Origin of the sequence: Pectobacterium zantedeschiae (genome assembly GCF_004137795.1) — a bacterium.
Classification (GTDB): Bacteria; Pseudomonadota; Gammaproteobacteria; order Enterobacterales; family Enterobacteriaceae; genus Pectobacterium; species Pectobacterium zantedeschiae.
In genome coordinates, this window is the sequence record NZ_NWTM01000003.1 from 74,174 (window position 1) to 89,250 (window position 15,077).

Genomic DNA, 15,077 nt, shown 5'->3' on the forward strand with positions numbered 1-15,077 from the left:
TCCTTATTACCGGCACCGAGTCAGCAAGAGGCTCCACCGCAATAAAGACAATGCGGGTTGCAAACTTCAGCCGGTCGCGAAGCTTGCCCCAATTAAATCTATCCGGTCAGTACAGATACAGTCAACGCCCCAATCCAGCAAAGTTTGCGCGCGATCGGGTTGGTTAACGGTATAAACCAGAATGCGTAAACCCGCCGCTTTCAGTTCCGCGACACGTTCTGCGGTCAGCAGTTGGTGATTCAAATGGATGGACACACATCCCAGACGCTGCGTTAACGCCAGCCACTCCTCTTCCCATTCATCCAGCAACAGCCCACGCGGCAGTTCCGGTGCGGCCTGCTGCGCCGCTTCCAGGGCTTCGATAGAGAACGAGGACAGCAGCGGCGCGATCGGGTGCTCAGCCCATAGCTGACGCGCCGCCAGTGCAATCACGCGCCCAGTTTCGGTTTCATATCCGGTGGTGGGTTTAATCTCAATGTTGGCCGCCATGCCGTACTGCACGCAGCGTTTGGCTACTTCCGATAACAGCGGCAGGCGTTCACCGACAAATTTATGACCGTACCAGCCGCCGACATCCAGCCCGACCAGTTTGTCCCACGGCAACGCTCCCGCAATCCCCCAGCCATTGCTGGTACGCTCAAGCGTGTCGTCGTGTAAGAGGAAGATCTGGCCGTCCTGCGACAGCTTAGCGTCAAACTCGATCATCTTGTGACCGAGGCTGGCACCCACATCAATCGCCGCCAGCGTGTTTTCCGGTGCTAATGAACCGCCGCCGCGATGGGCGACAATGGTCGGGTAAGGCCAGATTGTTTCCATTATTCCATCCGTAATCCGCTTTGCGAATCAAACAGGTGCCATGATGACGTCGGCAAATGCAGCCAGAGCGTCGAGCCGATGGCGGGACAGTGCTCGTAAGATAGCCGTGCAATCACGTTTTGCCCGCTCCACTTACCGTGCGCCAAATTGTCCGCGCCCAGCAGTTCGAGTGTTGAGATCTGCAACGGGATACCACCGGTTTCGCGCGTCGCCAGCTGAATATGCTCCGGCCGCACCCCCAGCGTCAATGCTTTACCGCGCCATTGAGGTTTCGGTTCAGGTAGTGCCAGCGCGATATCTTCACCAATTTCAAAGCGGCAGCCGTCATCACTAATGCGCCCCGCCCACAGGTTCATAGCCGGTGAGCCAATAAAGCTGGCAACGAACAGCGACGCTGGACGGCGGTAAATATCAGACGGCGCACCGATTTGTTCAGCAATACCTTTATTCATCACGATGACGCGCTGCGCCAGCGTCATGGCTTCAACCTGATCGTGCGTTACGTACAGGCTGGTAGTTTTCAGGCGCTGGTGCAGCTGCTGCAATTCCAGACGCATTTGTACGCGCAGTTTGGCATCCAGATTCGACAGTGGCTCATCAAACAAAAACACTGCCGGTTCACGCACAATCGCCCGTCCCATCGCCACACGCTGACGCTGGCCGCCCGACAATTCACGTGGCTTGCGTTGTAGCAGCGGCATCAGTTCCAGAATACGCGCGGCGTCTTCCACGCGCTCACGAATCTGCGCCTTACCGAAGCCACGGATTTTCAGGCCGTAAGCCATATTGTCGAACACGTTCATGTGCGGATAAAGCGCATAGTTCTGGAACACCATCGCAATTCCGCGATCTTTCGGTTCCAGATCGGTGACCCGCTGGTTATCAATATAGATATCGCCGCTGGTGGTGCGCTCAAGACCTGCCACCATGCGAAGCAGCGTCGATTTACCGCAGCCCGACGGCCCTACCATTACCACGAATTCGCCGTCCGCGACGTCCAGATCGATGGGTTGGATAATCTGTGTTTTGCCATCGTAGGACTTGGTGACGGCCTGAAGTTTTAAACATGCCATAAGCGTTTCCGAAATTCGTCTCGATTTATTTTTCGCTGTCGACCAGACCGCGAACGAACCAGCGCTGCATTAGTAGCACGACCAGCAGCGGCGGCAGCATCGTCAACAGCATCGCAGCCATCACCTGATTCCATTGGGTTGCACCATCACCGGAGGCAATCATGCTTTTAATCCCAGCAACAGCGGTACCCAGATTGGCATCGCTAACAATCAGCAACGGCCACAGATACTGGTTCCAGCCGTAAATGAACGTGATCACGAACAGCGCAGCCAGGTTGGTCTTCGACAGCGGTAACACCATGTCAAAGAAGAAGCGCATCGGGCTGGCACCGTCGATACGCGCCGCTTCCATCAGTTCATCCGGCAGCGTCATAAAGAACTGGCGAAACAGGAAAGTGGCGGTCGCCGACGCCATCAGCGGCAGCGTTAAACCGGTGTAGCTATCCATCATGTCCAGCCGCGCGATTACTTCCACAGTAGGGAAAATACGCACTTCCACCGGCAGCATCAGCGTCAGGAAAATCATCCAGAAGAACAGACTGCGCAGTGGAAAACGGAAATAGACAATGGCATAAGCGGACAGGATCGATACCGTGATTTTGCCTACCGTGATCGCCAGCGCCATCACGAAGCTGTTGAGTAGCATCAGTCCGAACGGTGTAGTGTTGTTGCCTGCACCATGCAGCCAGATATAACGCAGGTTTTCCCACAGGTGAGAACCGGGGATGAGCGTCATCGGTGCCTGAAAAACCTCCTGATTATCCAGCGTGGCGGCCACAAACCCCACATACAGCGGGAACAAGACGGCAAGGATGCCGACGATCAGCATGACGTGGCTGAAAATATCTAATCCGCGACGATTTTCTATCATTGATAATTCACCTTCCGCTCAACAAAACGGAACTGAATAATGGTCAGCCCGATAACCAGTATCATCAGTACCACCGATTGCGCGGCCGAACTGGACAGATCCAGCCCTGCAAAGCCTTCGCGATAAATCTTATAGATCAGCGTAGTTGTCGACTGTACCGGCCCGCCTGCCGTCGCAGCATCGATAATCGGAAAGGTATCGAAAAAGGCATACACCAGATTGACCACCAGCAAGAAGAAGCTCACTGGTGAGATCATCGGCAGCACCAGATTGAAAAACCGCCGCACCGGCCCTGCACCATCAATCGCGCCCGCTTCCACCAGCGAACGGGGGATCGATTGCAACGCGGCCAGAAAGAACAGGAAGTTATAGCTAATCTGTTTCCACACCGACGCCAGTACGACTAAAAACATCGCCTGCCCGCTGTTCTGCGCATGATTCCACGTATAGCCCAGCAGCCCGAGAAAATGGGTAATCAGCCCGAGTCCTGGGTTAAACAGAAACATCCACAATATGGCAGCGACAGCGGGTGCCACAGCATAGGGTAGGATGATTAACGTCTGATACAGGCGGCTGGCACGAATGACATAGTCAACCAGCGCGGCCAGAAAGAGTGAAATCAGCATGCCAAACCCGGCTACCAGAAAGCTGAATATCAGCGTGGTATAAAACGAATCGAGGTAGTAGGGGTTATTGAACAGCTGTCTGAAGTTTTCCATGCCGACAAATTCGCTGGATAGCCCAAACGGATCCAGATTCTGCACCGAATACCACAGCGCCTGACCAGCAGGCCAGATAAAGAAAATCACGGTAATCAGCAGTTGAGGCAACACCAGCACATAAGGCAACCAACTGCTGCGAAATACGGGGCGGGATGATGTCATGCGGTAACTCATTGCAAACAGAAAAGAAACAGGCCGATTCCCTTCGGCCCGGTATTACTCAACAACAGCGTATTACTTCGTTGACTGCTCGAAGCGACGCAGCAGCGCGTTACCGCGTTCTACCGCACTATCCAACGCCTGTTGAGGCGTCTTCTTACCTGTCCATACGCTTTCTAATTCTTCATCCACGACGGTACGAATTTGCGGCATATTGCCCAAACGCAGACCTTTGGTGAACGGCAATGGTGGCTTGTTCAGCATCTGACGCGTAGCGATATCCGCACCTGGATTTTTCTCGTAGAAACCCTGCTTCTGCGTCAGCTCATACGCCGCAGTAGTGATCGGCAGGTAACCCGTTTTCTGGTGCCATTCAGCGGCATTTTCTGGCTTCGCCAGGAATTGCATAAACTCAGCAACACCCTTGTAAGTCGCGGCATCTTTACCACCCATAACCCACAGGCTGGCTCCACCGATAATGGCGTTCTGCGGCGCGCCTTTTGCATCGGCATCATACGGCATCATACCGACACCATAGTTGAACTTGGCATGCTCCCGGATGTTCGCCAGCGAGCCAGAAGACGCAGTCGTCATAGCACATTCACCGTTGTAGAACTTCTCGGTCGGCTCATCCTTGCGCCCGAAGTAGGTGAAATCACCCTTCTTGTTCATGTCCTGCAACAGCTGAATGTGTTTGACCTGAGTAGGTTTATTGAATTCCAGTACCGCATCAGTACCGTCAAAACCGTTATTCTTGGTCGCCACAGGCAGACCGTTCCAGGCGCTGAAGTTTTCAATCTGAATCCAACCCTGCCAGCCGCTGGCGTAGCCACACTTCATCCCGGCTGCGCGCAGTTTGGCGGTGTAGTCAGCCATCTGCTGCCAGGTTTTCGGCGGCTGCTCGGGATCTAAACCGGCTTTCTTAAAGGCATCTTTGTTGTAATACAGCACAGGGGTCGAGCTGTTAAACGGCTGCGACAGCAGGTGACCACTCTTCGCATCGGTGTAATAACCGGAGACCGTCGGCACGAATACCGACTCATCGAAATTAATGCCAGCGTCTTTGAAGACTTCATAAACAGGCTTGATGGCTTTACTTGCCATCATGGTGGCAGTCCCTACTTCATAGACCTGCAAAATAGCGGGTGCATTCCCAGCGCGATAGGCCGCAATCCCGGCAGCCAGGTTCTGTTCGTAGTTACCTTTGTATACCGGTACAATTTTTACGTCGCTGTGTTCTTTATTAAAACGGTCAGCCAGAGAATTCACTTCTTTCCCTAACTCGCCTTCCATAGAATGCCAAAAAGGAATTTCTGTCGCGGCCTGCGCACCGGCGCTCATCAGCGCGAATGCCACACACGCCGCTGCGGTGCGAATAGCATGTGTTTTACGAATTGTGTTGTTGAACATGCCTGTCTCCTGCAATCAATTAAGTTCGCCATCATCACGGCGTTTTTTATGCGAAGGTAAACATGACACGGGCGCATGACAGAAAAATAACTGGAAGATGACGGGAAAGTGACAAAGATAGGAGAGGCATAAGTAAAGAAGTCGCTTATCCTACAGTAAATAGATTTTACAGGTTTTCACTACACATGGACGACGACAGGTGTCATAAGTGGAAAGCTACGTATCTATTCAAACGCACTGGCTACTCCGATCAGGGCTATTTGCGAATGACATCAACAATAACGGTTTTCGGATCGTTGATGATTCCTATATGTATCGTTTTATCTGAATCCGTAGACTTCCAATACTCACCCGTCGTGTCTGTGTAGCTCAGCGTAAAACCAAGCGACGCTAGATAGCTGCGTATATTTGTCGCGTCATTAGTGTTTTGAAACGTAATATTGCTGACTTCCAATGCAGGGCCATCAACCGTGGCATAACCAAAATCATAGATAGAAGAAATACGCGGGCAATTTTTGATAATATCGTCCGTCAGCATTTCATATCGTCGGGTGTCCTGTTCCGTGTAGCGAGAACTCCCCTCCGTCAGAATAACCATGGCAGGCCAATAATAGATAAGCGGCAAGGCAATTAGGATCGATACTGCGAGTAATATAATTATCTTTTTTTTCATTTTATTCAAAGAAATGCGTTATGATTTCAGTGCCATCGTAGGATGAAATACCTACGTTTCCTGACTTAAAATCATTATAGGGTTGTATTGTTTGCATAAAAGAGGGGAGATACCCCAATCGAGGTTGAGCATGCGGCATCTTCTCAAAGTCTGGAAATAAAATAGGGCGGAATCCTATGTTTTTAAAATTTCCGATAGGGCCATAAAAATCCCATCGTTTTAAAGCCTCTTCTTTACTCACTGGCCGTAATAAATAAAAAGGATTAGGAGTAGAAACCACTCGATAAAAACCTAACAAATCTGAAACGAGATCTTCCCCACTAAATCTACTGTCTGTAACGACATTGAATGGAAAAGATGCCTGCATAGATTCAAACCGTTTAGCTACGGTCAACATCATAGCAAGTGCAATGCTATACCTTTCTTGAAGAGACCTTCCTTTCTTTATCCGCCATTTAATAAATCGGTTGATAGTGACACTTCTTCTGAGTCCAATCATGCCTTGTTTATAGGTGACATCATAGTACGGCATTGCGTCTTTAGTATTCTCGCCAATATGCATTTGTTGGACAATATCCTTAATATCGTCCCCTTTCGCATGGCCTAAATCAATCCAACCTAGCACCTCGGTATAAATCAAGCCATATGTCACACCAGAGGCTTGTCGGCCATCAATGATTTCACTACGTACGCTCATTATTTACATTCCTTTGTTTTTTCATGAGGTTATTTAATTAATCACATTGCGATAATACGTTTATTTACAGATTAAACTCAAGGCATTAAAGAATCCGCTCAGGTAAACGCCCCTCACCCCGCCACCAGCACCTCGACACCCATTTTGCTTAGCGCTTCTTTGGCGGCGGCAGGCAGGCCGTCATCGGTGATGATGCTGTCGAAGACGTCGAGCGGCGTGGCGAGGTGGGTGGCGATGCGGCCGTATTTTGAGGTATCGCACAACAGTACACGTTTTCTGCTGGCTTCCACTGCCGCGCGTTTCACGACCACTTTGTCTTCATTCGGCGTGGACAGCCCACGCAGGCTCCAGGAAGACGCGGAGATAAAGGCGATATCGATAAACAGGTTACGCAGCGCCTGCGCAACCGCTTCCCCAACGCAGGATTGATTTTCCCGACACAGCGTGCCGCCAGTGTGGATCATACGGCACTGGCTGGACTCAATCAGAAAAGCAGCAATCGCAAAATCGTTGGTGACAATCAGGAGATCGTCGCGTTCGGCCAATTCGCGTGCCAGCGACAGCGTGGTGGTGCCCGCATCCAGATAAATGCAGCTATTGAGCGGGATATGTTGTGCGGCCAGTTTACCCATCGCCGCTTTTTGCTGGCTAAACATCACGGATTTATCCTGATGCGACGGCTCAATCGCCAGCCGTTCAGGCGAGCGCACGCCGCCGGAGACGCTCAGCAGCAGGCCGTCTTGTTCCAGCTTTTGCACATCGCGCCGCACCGTCATGTGCGACACCCCCAGTCGCTCAGTGAGCTCGTTGATGCTTACCGCGCCACGCTCGGCGATCAGCGCCAGAATCTGTTGATGACGTTCTACTGGAATCACGCTGTCCGTTCCCTGTTTGATAACACTGGTCTGATAAAATCAGTTTGGTAAAGATTGTGAGAAACACCCCATTTAGTGACGATAATTACCATAAATTCACGTTATAAACCACGCCAGACATGCCTGCCATCATCATTCACCAACGAGTAAATAGAAATAATTAACTGATAAATATCATAAATAATGAAAATCACGCAGTAAACGGAGTTCAACTACACTGAATCATCACAACCTCAATGTTAATTTATGTGATAAGAATCACCATAATTTGTTCTGATAGTCCTTATATTTAACACCAGAGAACAAAAAATCACTAATTTTAACAAGGCAACCACGATGAAAAAGACTTCTGATTATGCTGTCGCCGTTATCGGTCTGGGTTCCATGGGTTTTGGCGCTGCGGCGTCCTGCATCAACGCGGGTCTGAAGACATACGGCGTCGATATTAATCCTCAGGCGCTGGAAAGGTTACGTGAGGCGGGAGCAGTGCAGGCCGACACGCGTATTGACGCCTTCGCTGACAAACTGGATGCCGTCGTGCTACTGGTGGTAAACGCCGCACAGGTGAACGGAATTCTGTTCGGTGAGCCGCAGGTTGCAGCGAAACTCAAGCCTGGCACCGTAGTCATGGTGTCCTCGACTATCTCCGCGCAGGATGCCAAAAATATTGAGCAGCGTCTGGCCGAGCATCAGCTCGTCATGCTAGATGCGCCAGTATCCGGCGGTGCGGCAAAAGCTGCCGCTGGCGACATGACGGTGATGGCATCTGGGTCCGATCTGGCCTTTGAAAAGCTGAAGCCGGTACTCGATGCCGTCGCAGGCAAGGTCTATCGCATCGGTGAAGAAATCGGACTGGGCGCAACGGTTAAAATTATCCACCAGCTGTTGGCAGGCGTACACATCGCCGCGGGGGCAGAAGCCATGGCGCTGGCCGCCCGTGCCGATATCCCGTTGGATATCATGTACGACGTGGTGACCAACGCCGCAGGGAATTCCTGGATGTTCGAGAACCGTATGCGCCACGTTGTCGATGGCGATTACACGCCGAAATCGGCCGTTGATATCTTCGTCAAAGATTTGGGATTGGTCACCGACACCGCCAAATCGCTCCATTTCCCGCTGCCGTTAGCCTCTACCGCGTTCAACATGTTCACCGCCGCCAGCAACGCTGGATTCGGTAAAGAAGATGACAGTGCAGTCATCAAGATTTTTAACGGCATTACGCTGCCGGAAAAGAAGGAGGCGCCATGATCAAACTAGGTGTGATTGCCGACGATTTTACCGGTGCCACAGATATCGCCAGCTTTCTGGTGAACAACGGACTGCCTACTGTGCAGCTCAATGGTGTACCACCATCAGACTTTAAGGTCGACACACAGGCCGTCGTCATTAGCCTGAAATCACGTTCCTGCCCGGTGGAACAAGCCGTGGCGGATTCACTCAAGGCGCTGGCGTGGCTGCAACAGCAGGGCTGCCAGCAGTTCTACTTTAAATATTGCTCCACCTTCGACAGCACCGCGAAAGGTAATATCGGTCCGGTAACCGATGCGCTGTTAGCGCAGTTAGGCGAAACGCAAACCATCATCTCTCCGGCGCTGCCGGTGAACGGCAGAACCGTCTATCAAGGCCATTTATTCGTGATGGACCAGTTACTGTCTGAATCCGGGATGCGTCACCATCCAGTTACGCCAATGACAGACAGCAACCTGATGCGCGTCATGGAACAACAGGCAACTGGACGCTGTGGTCTGGTGCCCTATGCCGTCATGGATCAGGGTACAGACGCCGTCAAACAGCGGCTGGCGCAGTTGAAAGAGCAGAGCATCCGCTATGTGGTACTGGATACGCTGAACGAACAGCACTTGCTGACGCAGGGCGAGGCGCTGCGTGACATGAAGCTGGTTACCGGAGGCTCTGGCCTGGCGATTGGTCTGGCACGTCAGTGGGCAGAACCCACAGCGCAGACGGGGTCCGCAACCGAGGCAGGAAAGCAGCAGTCTGGCGCAGGCGTTGTGCTATCCGGCTCCTGCTCAGTGATGACCAACAAGCAGGTCGCTCACTACCTGAAACAGGCGGCAGGTCGCGCCATTGACGTCGCCCGCTGCTTAGAAAACGATGATGCTCAGCAGTCCTACGTGCGGGAACTGACCGACTGGGTAAAAGCACATCGTGATGACCCGCTCGCGCCACTGCTATACGCCACGTCTTCACCCGACGAACTGGCGCAGATTCAGCAGCGCTGGGGCGCGGAGGCCAGCAGTCAGGCGGTAGAAAAACTGTTTGCCGCCGTCGCCCAACAGCTTCAAGAAGACGGCTTTCAGCGCTTCATCATCGCGGGTGGGGAAACCTCCAGCATCGTGGTGCAAACGCTGGGTATTCACGCGTTCCATATCGGGCCATCTATTTCTCCCGGCGTACCGTGGGTGCGTTCCACCACTCATCCGCTTTCGCTGGCGTTGAAATCCGGCAATTTCGGTGATGAAGACTTTTTTGCCCGCGCCCAAAAGGAGTTTGCCGCATGAGTGAAAAACACCACAACACTGAAGCCGCGCTGAACAGCGAGCAGCGCGCACGTGCGGAGATGGTTAAATTAGGTGCGTCTTTTTTCCAACGCGGCTACGCCACCGGTTCAGCGGGCAATCTTTCTCTTCTGCTGGATGACGGTACGCTGCTGGCAACGCCGACCGGCTCCTGCCTCGGCGAACTAGATGCCGAGCGGCTGTCCAAAGTCAGCCTGAGCGGCGAGTGGATCTCTGGCGATAAGCCGTCGAAAGAGGTCAGCTTTCACTTGTCGATTTACCGTAACGATCCCGAATGCAAAGCGATCGTTCACCTGCACAGCACCTACCTGACGGCGCTTTCGTGTCTGGAAGGGCTCGATACGCAGGATGCCATCAAGCCGTTCACGCCCTATGTGGTGATGCGCGTTGGTAAAGTCCCTGTCGTCCCTTATTACCGCCCCGGCGATGCGCGGCTCGGTGAAGATCTGGCGAAGCTAGCCCCACGTTATAAAGCGTTTTTACTGGCTAACCACGGCCCGGTCGTCACTGGCAAAGATTTGCGTGCGGCGGCGGACAACATGGAAGAGCTGGAAGAAACCGCCAAGCTAATTTTTATTCTCGGTGACCGCAAAATTCGCTACCTCACCGCTGACGATATTGCAGAGCTATCCCCTAAATAATTCGAGTTGCGTGAAGGCGGCAACCGCGCGAGTCCCCGGGAGCTTACTCAGGTAAGTGACTGGGGTGAGTAAGGGAAGCCAACGAACAAGCGGCTTGAAGTATGACGGGTATCTCTTGATGAGACATTTTTACCGAGGAACTAACCATGCCTAAGTTTGCTGCCAATCTTTCTATGCTGTTTACCGACGTTCCGTTTCTCGATCGCTTTAAAGCCGCTGCCGATGCCGGCTTTACCTCCGTCGAGTACCTGTTTCCTTATGAATATCCGGCACCGCTGCTGGCAGAAAAGCTGCGGGAAAATGGCCTGAAACAGGTGTTGTTCAATACTGCGCCCGGCAATATCGCCGCAGGCGAGTGGGGCGTATCTGCCCTGCCCGACCGCATTGAGGATGCCCGCCGGGATATCGATAACGCATTGGAATATGCGTTGGCTCTGAAGTGTCCTTCAGTCCTGGTAATGGGGGGCGTCGTGCCACCCGGTGAAGACCGCGCAGCCTATCAGCAGACCTTCATCGATAACCTGCGCTACGCGGCGGATAAATTCGCACCGCACGGCATCAATATCATGATTGAAGCACTGAGTGCGAAGGTGAAACCGAATTACCTGTTCGCCAGTCAGTATCAGGCGCTGGAATTAGCCAATCTGATCGACCGACCGAATGTCTACATTCAGTTGGACTTCTTCCACGCGCAAATTGTCGATGGCAACCTGACGCAAATTATTCACGATTTAGATGGCCGCATCGGACATATTCAAATTGCTTCGGTTCCGGCACGGCATGAACCTGATGAAGGGGAAATTAATTACCCGTTCATCTTTGCCGAACTGGATCGCGTGAATTATTCCGGCTGGGTTGGCTGTGAATATAATCCGCGTGGCAAAACAGAGGACGGGTTGGGATGGGCTAAACCCTGGCTGAAGAAATAAATTCTCGCAACAACGCATTACTATTTTATAAACAAGCAAACACCAGAGACACATTTATAAAATACGAGAAAAGGTCAGACTCCTGCATTATTCCAATGCGGGAGTCAGGTCACCCTTTTCTTCAAATAAAACAATAACCCAATACCTTTTCAGCCTCTGAATTGAAAACAATGGGTCAATGAGGATAAGAATATGGCCACCTCGCTCTTACTCTGCATCGCTATCGCCGGGGTGTTACTCCTGCTGCTGATGGTCATTAAATTTAAAATTCAGCCCTTTGTCGCCCTGCTGGTCGTGAGCTTGCTTGTTGCTCTGGCAACCGGTATTCCTACTGCTGAAGTGATGAAAGTCATTACTTCCGGTATGGGTGGTATTCTCGGTTCGGTGGCAATTATTATCGGCCTCGGCGCCATGCTCGGCAGAATGATCGAAGTGTCCGGCGGTGCGGAATCCTTAGCGCACCGCTTTGCCCAATTAATGGGACCGGGATTGATGGTGGCAGCATTAACCATTGCCGCTTTTATTCTGGGTATTCCGGTCTTTTTCGATGTCGGCTTTATTATCCTCGCCCCGATTATTTACGGCTTTGCGAAGGTCGCTAAAGTCTCCCCAATTAAATTCGGTTTGCCCGTCGCAGGTGTGATGCTGACGGTGCACGTCGCTCTGCCACCGCACCCTGGCCCGGTTGCCGCGGCTGGCCTGTTGAATGCAGATATCGGCTGGCTGACCATCATTGGCCTGCTGGTGTCGATTCCGGTCGGTATCATCAGTTACTGGGCGGCTAAAGCCATGAACCGCCGTAAATATGCGCTTTCTGTCGAGGTACTAGAGCAGTTGCAGTTGGCGAAACCGGAAGACAGCACGCCGGACACGGCTCCTGCGTCTGCTCCTTCGGCAGGTTTGGTCGCCGCGCTGATCGCCATTCCTATCGCCATCATTATGCTCGGCACCGTGTCTGCCACCATTTTGCCTGCCGGACATCCGGTGCGTAACGTGATGTCACTGGTTGGTTCACCCGCCGTGGCACTGCTGATTGCGCTGGCATTAGCGTTTTGGCTAATTGCCCTGCGTCGTGGCTGGTCGTTGGAAAAAGCCAGCGGCGTGATGGGCGATGCGATGCCTGCTGCTGCGATGGTCATCATGGTGACTGGTGCGGGTGGTGTATTCGGTAAAGTGCTGGTGGAATCAGGCATCGGTAAAGCGCTGGCGGATACGTTAACCAGCATTCACCTGCCGCTGGTGCCCGCCGCGTTTATCTTGTCATTGGCGCTGCGAGCCTCGCAAGGTTCAGCTACCGTCGCCATTCTCACCACCTGCGGCTTGTTAAGTGAAGCCGTCAGTGGCCTGAACCAAATGCAGTTGGTGCTGGTGACGCTCTCTGCCTGTTTTGGCGGATTAGGCCTATCGCACGTGAATGATTCTGGTTTCTGGATTGTTACCAAATATCTGGGGCTGTCCGTCGCCGATGGACTGCGCACCTGGACGGTGCTAACGACGATCCTCGGGTTAGCCGGGTTCCTTTTCACCTGGGCGCTTTGGTTGGTCATGTAAGCGTCATCGCGTTCTGCCTACGGAAAACCGCTGACATTCAGCGGTTTTTTCCTTATGCCAGAAAATACGCCTGTTTTACTCTTATATTCCACATCTGACTATTCACACGCAGTCCTTATAATACATATGGGGTAAGGGACCGCGAGTTCCCTAACCACCGCTAAACAAGTCTGCATACCAATACATGATGTAATCAGAAATACGCCCTATTCCTGACCTCTCGTAGAAAATGCCTAATTCGTAAGGCAGGGCCAGCATCAACCGATGAAAAATAATAAAGGAATACTATGAATTTTTTAGCAAAAATGAAGCTTGGCACCATGCTGGGTACTGGCTTCGCCTCTGTCATTATCATCGGTTTGATGGTCGCTGTTCTGGGACGCATGCATCTGGTCGATCTGGGTGAAGATATTGAATCGCTCTCAGAAAAAAATTTGTCCGGTCTGATCCTGATACAAGATGCCAAAGGCGGGTTTGATGCCGTAGCACGTTCAGTGCGTAATATTGGCCTGACCGATGACAGGAACCGTATTCAGGAAGAGAAGCGCCTGATCGATCAGCAAATTGCCCGCAATACCGAAATCCTGACCAAACTGTATTCCCACCTGTCTGAGTCAGAATCTCGCGACTCGTTGGAGCGCTTGACGCAGGCTCGCCCCGCCTATCGGGATGCCGTGAATAAGGCCGTAGAACTGGGCATATCTGAAAACGCCGAAGAAAGAGCACGAGCCGTGCAGCTCATGGTCAATGAAATGCAAATTACGCAGGCCCCCGTTTTCGCCGCACTGGACAGCATGACAGAATTGCAGAAAAAACGGACGTTGGAGATGACGACAAGCGCCATGCTGGAAGCACGCGCAGATGGTAACACTCTGATCTTCTACGCGGCGATTGCGGTTCTCGTCGGTATTTTGGTTTCTGTACTGATTACCCGTACCATCAAAGGCTTATTGGGGGGCGAGGTGGCCTACGCCGCACAGATCGCTCAGGCGGTTGCACAGGGAAACCTGGCGGTAGCAGTCAACCTACGTCCCGGTGATGACCGCAGTGTACTGGCAGCAATGAACGGTATGCGCAAAAGCCTGAGTAGCATTGTTGAACAGGTACGTGAAAGCAGTGAATCTATCGCAACCGGTGCCAGCCAGATCGCCGCAGGCAGCACCGATCTTAGCCAGCGCACGGAAGAACAGGCGGCGAACCTGCAACAAACCGCAGCATCGATGGAAGAGATGAGCCAAACCGTACGCCAGAACTCGGATACCGTACGTAACGCCGCTCAACTGGCGCAGGCCGCCAGCAACACCGCCGCTAAAGGCGGAGAAGCCGTCAGCAATATTGTTGTCACCATGAAAGAGATTACTAGCAGCTCGCAAAAAATTGGCGACATCATTAGTGTCATCGACGGGATCGCCTTCCAGACCAACATTCTGGCGCTTAACGCCGCCGTGGAAGCCGCACGGGCAGGCGAGCAAGGTCGTGGCTTTGCGGTAGTCGCTGGAGAAGTTCGTTCACTGGCACAACGCTCTGCCACTGCGGCCAAAGAGATTAAAGAGCTGATCGGCCACAGCGTCGAGAAAGTCGAGGTGGGTTCCACGCTGGTCAGCGATGCGGGAACGACGATCGAAGAGTTGGTTCGTCAAGCGCGCCACGTTGCCGATCTCATCAACGAAATTGGCGTCACCACGCAGGAACAAGAATCCGGCGTTTCGCAAATTCATGATGCCGTTAACCAGCTCGATCAGGTCACACAGCAGAACGCCGCACTCGTTGAGCAATCCGCTTCCGCTGCCGATAGTCTGAGCGATCAGGCTGCCCATCTGGTAGAACTGATGAAGGTATTTATCGTTGAAGGCGGCTCATCACAGCGTATTGCACCGCAGTTGAAAAGGCCGACCAGCGCAAGGCCTTCTCTCGCCAACCCTAAAAGCAGCGTGGGAAGCAATAGCCAAAACTGGGAACAGTTCTGATTCCAGACCTGGGGGAGGATCATGCCTCCCCTAGTTTACGTTCACCTCTCTTCACCACCAGCCCCACACAAGACGCTTTTGTTTTTTTCATCATCGTGCGCCATGCCGCAGCAGCAAGAATTAAAATCAATGTTTTCCCGAAAAATGCCGATA

General features: G+C 52.5%; 14 protein-coding genes. 6 read left to right on the forward strand and 8 right to left on the reverse strand.

Features of this window, described 5'->3' with window-relative positions:
• Window positions 1-66: 66 nt before the first annotated feature.
• The 8 genes from ugpQ to ygbI form a co-directional block, all read right to left on the reverse strand.
• On the reverse strand, window positions 67-816 hold the full coding sequence (ugpQ, locus tag CLR69_RS17665) for a glycerophosphodiester phosphodiesterase (RefSeq protein ID WP_129712993.1): 750 nt from the start codon (window positions 814-816) through the stop codon (window positions 67-69).
• Complete coding sequence (locus tag CLR69_RS17670) at window positions 816-1,889, reverse strand: sn-glycerol-3-phosphate import ATP-binding protein UgpC (protein WP_129707321.1); 1,074 nt, start codon at window positions 1,887-1,889, stop codon at window positions 816-818. The genes ugpQ and CLR69_RS17670 overlap by 1 nt, the downstream gene beginning before the upstream one ends.
• Before the next feature lie 25 nt (window positions 1,890-1,914).
• Entirely contained in the window at window positions 1,915-2,760 is an 846-nt protein-coding gene (gene ugpE, locus CLR69_RS17675) for a sn-glycerol-3-phosphate ABC transporter permease UgpE (protein ID WP_129707323.1), read from the reverse strand.
• The gene (ugpA, locus tag CLR69_RS17680) at window positions 2,757-3,644 is read right to left on the reverse strand and encodes a sn-glycerol-3-phosphate ABC transporter permease UgpA (protein WP_129707325.1); all 888 of its coding nucleotides are present in this window, start codon (window positions 3,642-3,644) and stop codon (window positions 2,757-2,759) included. The genes ugpE and ugpA overlap by 4 nt, the downstream gene beginning before the upstream one ends.
• 72 nt (window positions 3,645-3,716) lie before the next feature.
• The gene (ugpB, locus tag CLR69_RS17685) at window positions 3,717-4,982 is read right to left on the reverse strand and encodes a sn-glycerol-3-phosphate ABC transporter substrate-binding protein UgpB (protein WP_395303111.1); all 1,266 of its coding nucleotides are present in this window, start codon (window positions 4,980-4,982) and stop codon (window positions 3,717-3,719) included.
• 325 nt (window positions 4,983-5,307) lie between these two features.
• Entirely contained in the window at window positions 5,308-5,724 is a 417-nt protein-coding gene (locus CLR69_RS17690) for a hypothetical protein (protein ID WP_129712992.1), read from the reverse strand.
• Window position 5,725: 1 nt separating this feature from the next.
• Complete coding sequence (locus CLR69_RS17695) at window positions 5,726-6,421, reverse strand: hypothetical protein (protein WP_129712991.1); 696 nt, start codon at window positions 6,419-6,421, stop codon at window positions 5,726-5,728.
• A gap of 113 nt (window positions 6,422-6,534) precedes the next feature.
• The gene (ygbI, locus tag CLR69_RS17700; RefSeq protein WP_129712990.1) at window positions 6,535-7,296 is read right to left on the reverse strand and encodes a DNA-binding transcriptional repressor YgbI; all 762 of its coding nucleotides are present in this window, start codon (window positions 7,294-7,296) and stop codon (window positions 6,535-6,537) included.
• A 336-nt stretch (window positions 7,297-7,632) separates the two neighbouring features.
• Here ygbI and ltnD point away from each other — a divergent pair, with 336 nt between their 5' ends.
• The 6 genes from ltnD (at window position 7,633) to CLR69_RS17730 (ending at window position 14,924) form a co-directional block, all read left to right on the forward strand.
• Window positions 7,633-8,547, forward strand: a complete 915-nt coding sequence (gene ltnD / locus CLR69_RS17705) for an L-threonate dehydrogenase (RefSeq protein ID WP_129712989.1) — start codon at window positions 7,633-7,635, stop codon at window positions 8,545-8,547.
• Window positions 8,544-9,818: a 3-oxo-tetronate kinase gene (otnK, locus tag CLR69_RS17710; RefSeq protein WP_129712988.1), complete on the forward strand. Its 1,275-nt coding sequence runs from the start codon at window positions 8,544-8,546 to the stop codon at window positions 9,816-9,818. The genes ltnD and otnK overlap by 4 nt, the downstream gene beginning before the upstream one ends.
• Entirely contained in the window at window positions 9,815-10,477 is a 663-nt protein-coding gene (gene otnC, locus CLR69_RS17715; RefSeq protein WP_129712987.1) for a 3-oxo-tetronate 4-phosphate decarboxylase, read from the forward strand. Before otnK ends, otnC begins: the two co-directional genes overlap by 4 nt.
• Window positions 10,478-10,623: 146 nt before the next feature.
• Window positions 10,624-11,406, forward strand: a complete 783-nt coding sequence (gene otnI / locus CLR69_RS17720) for a 2-oxo-tetronate isomerase (protein WP_129712986.1) — start codon at window positions 10,624-10,626, stop codon at window positions 11,404-11,406.
• Between the two features lie 192 nt (window positions 11,407-11,598).
• A complete protein-coding gene (locus CLR69_RS17725) occupies window positions 11,599-12,957 on the forward strand; it encodes a GntP family transporter (protein WP_129712985.1) in 1,359 nt (452 codons plus the stop codon).
• Between the two features lie 287 nt (window positions 12,958-13,244).
• A complete protein-coding gene (locus CLR69_RS17730) occupies window positions 13,245-14,924 on the forward strand; it encodes a methyl-accepting chemotaxis protein (RefSeq protein ID WP_129712984.1) in 1,680 nt (559 codons plus the stop codon).
• Window positions 14,925-15,077 lie beyond the last annotated feature (153 nt).

What these genes read in the sequence shown, in the direction of transcription:
- ugpQ (WP_129712993.1), bottom strand. Translation starts at nt 816, where the DNA reads ATGGAAACAATCTGGCCTTACCCGACCATTGTCGCCCATCGCGGCGGC.
- CLR69_RS17670 (WP_129707321.1), bottom strand. Translation starts at nt 1,889, where the DNA reads ATGGCATGTTTAAAACTTCAGGCCGTCACCAAGTCCTACGATGGCAAA.
- ugpE (WP_129707323.1), bottom strand. Translation starts at nt 2,760, where the DNA reads ATGATAGAAAATCGTCGCGGATTAGATATTTTCAGCCACGTCATGCTG.
- ugpA (WP_129707325.1), bottom strand. Translation starts at nt 3,644, where the DNA reads ATGACATCATCCCGCCCCGTATTTCGCAGCAGTTGGTTGCCTTATGTG.
- ugpB (WP_395303111.1), bottom strand. Translation starts at nt 4,982, where the DNA reads ATGAGCGCCGGTGCGCAGGCCGCGACAGAAATTCCTTTTTGGCATTCT.
- CLR69_RS17690 (WP_129712992.1), bottom strand. Translation starts at nt 5,724, where the DNA reads ATGAAAAAAAAGATAATTATATTACTCGCAGTATCGATCCTAATTGCC.
- CLR69_RS17695 (WP_129712991.1), bottom strand. Translation starts at nt 6,421, where the DNA reads ATGAGCGTACGTAGTGAAATCATTGATGGCCGACAAGCCTCTGGTGTG.
- ltnD (WP_129712989.1), top strand. Translation starts at nt 7,633, where the DNA reads ATGAAAAAGACTTCTGATTATGCTGTCGCCGTTATCGGTCTGGGTTCC.
- otnK (WP_129712988.1), top strand. Translation starts at nt 8,544, where the DNA reads ATGATCAAACTAGGTGTGATTGCCGACGATTTTACCGGTGCCACAGAT.
- otnC (WP_129712987.1), top strand. Translation starts at nt 9,815, where the DNA reads ATGAGTGAAAAACACCACAACACTGAAGCCGCGCTGAACAGCGAGCAG.
- otnI (WP_129712986.1), top strand. Translation starts at nt 10,624, where the DNA reads ATGCCTAAGTTTGCTGCCAATCTTTCTATGCTGTTTACCGACGTTCCG.
- CLR69_RS17725 (WP_129712985.1), top strand. Translation starts at nt 11,599, where the DNA reads ATGGCCACCTCGCTCTTACTCTGCATCGCTATCGCCGGGGTGTTACTC.
- CLR69_RS17730 (WP_129712984.1), top strand. Translation starts at nt 13,245, where the DNA reads ATGAATTTTTTAGCAAAAATGAAGCTTGGCACCATGCTGGGTACTGGC.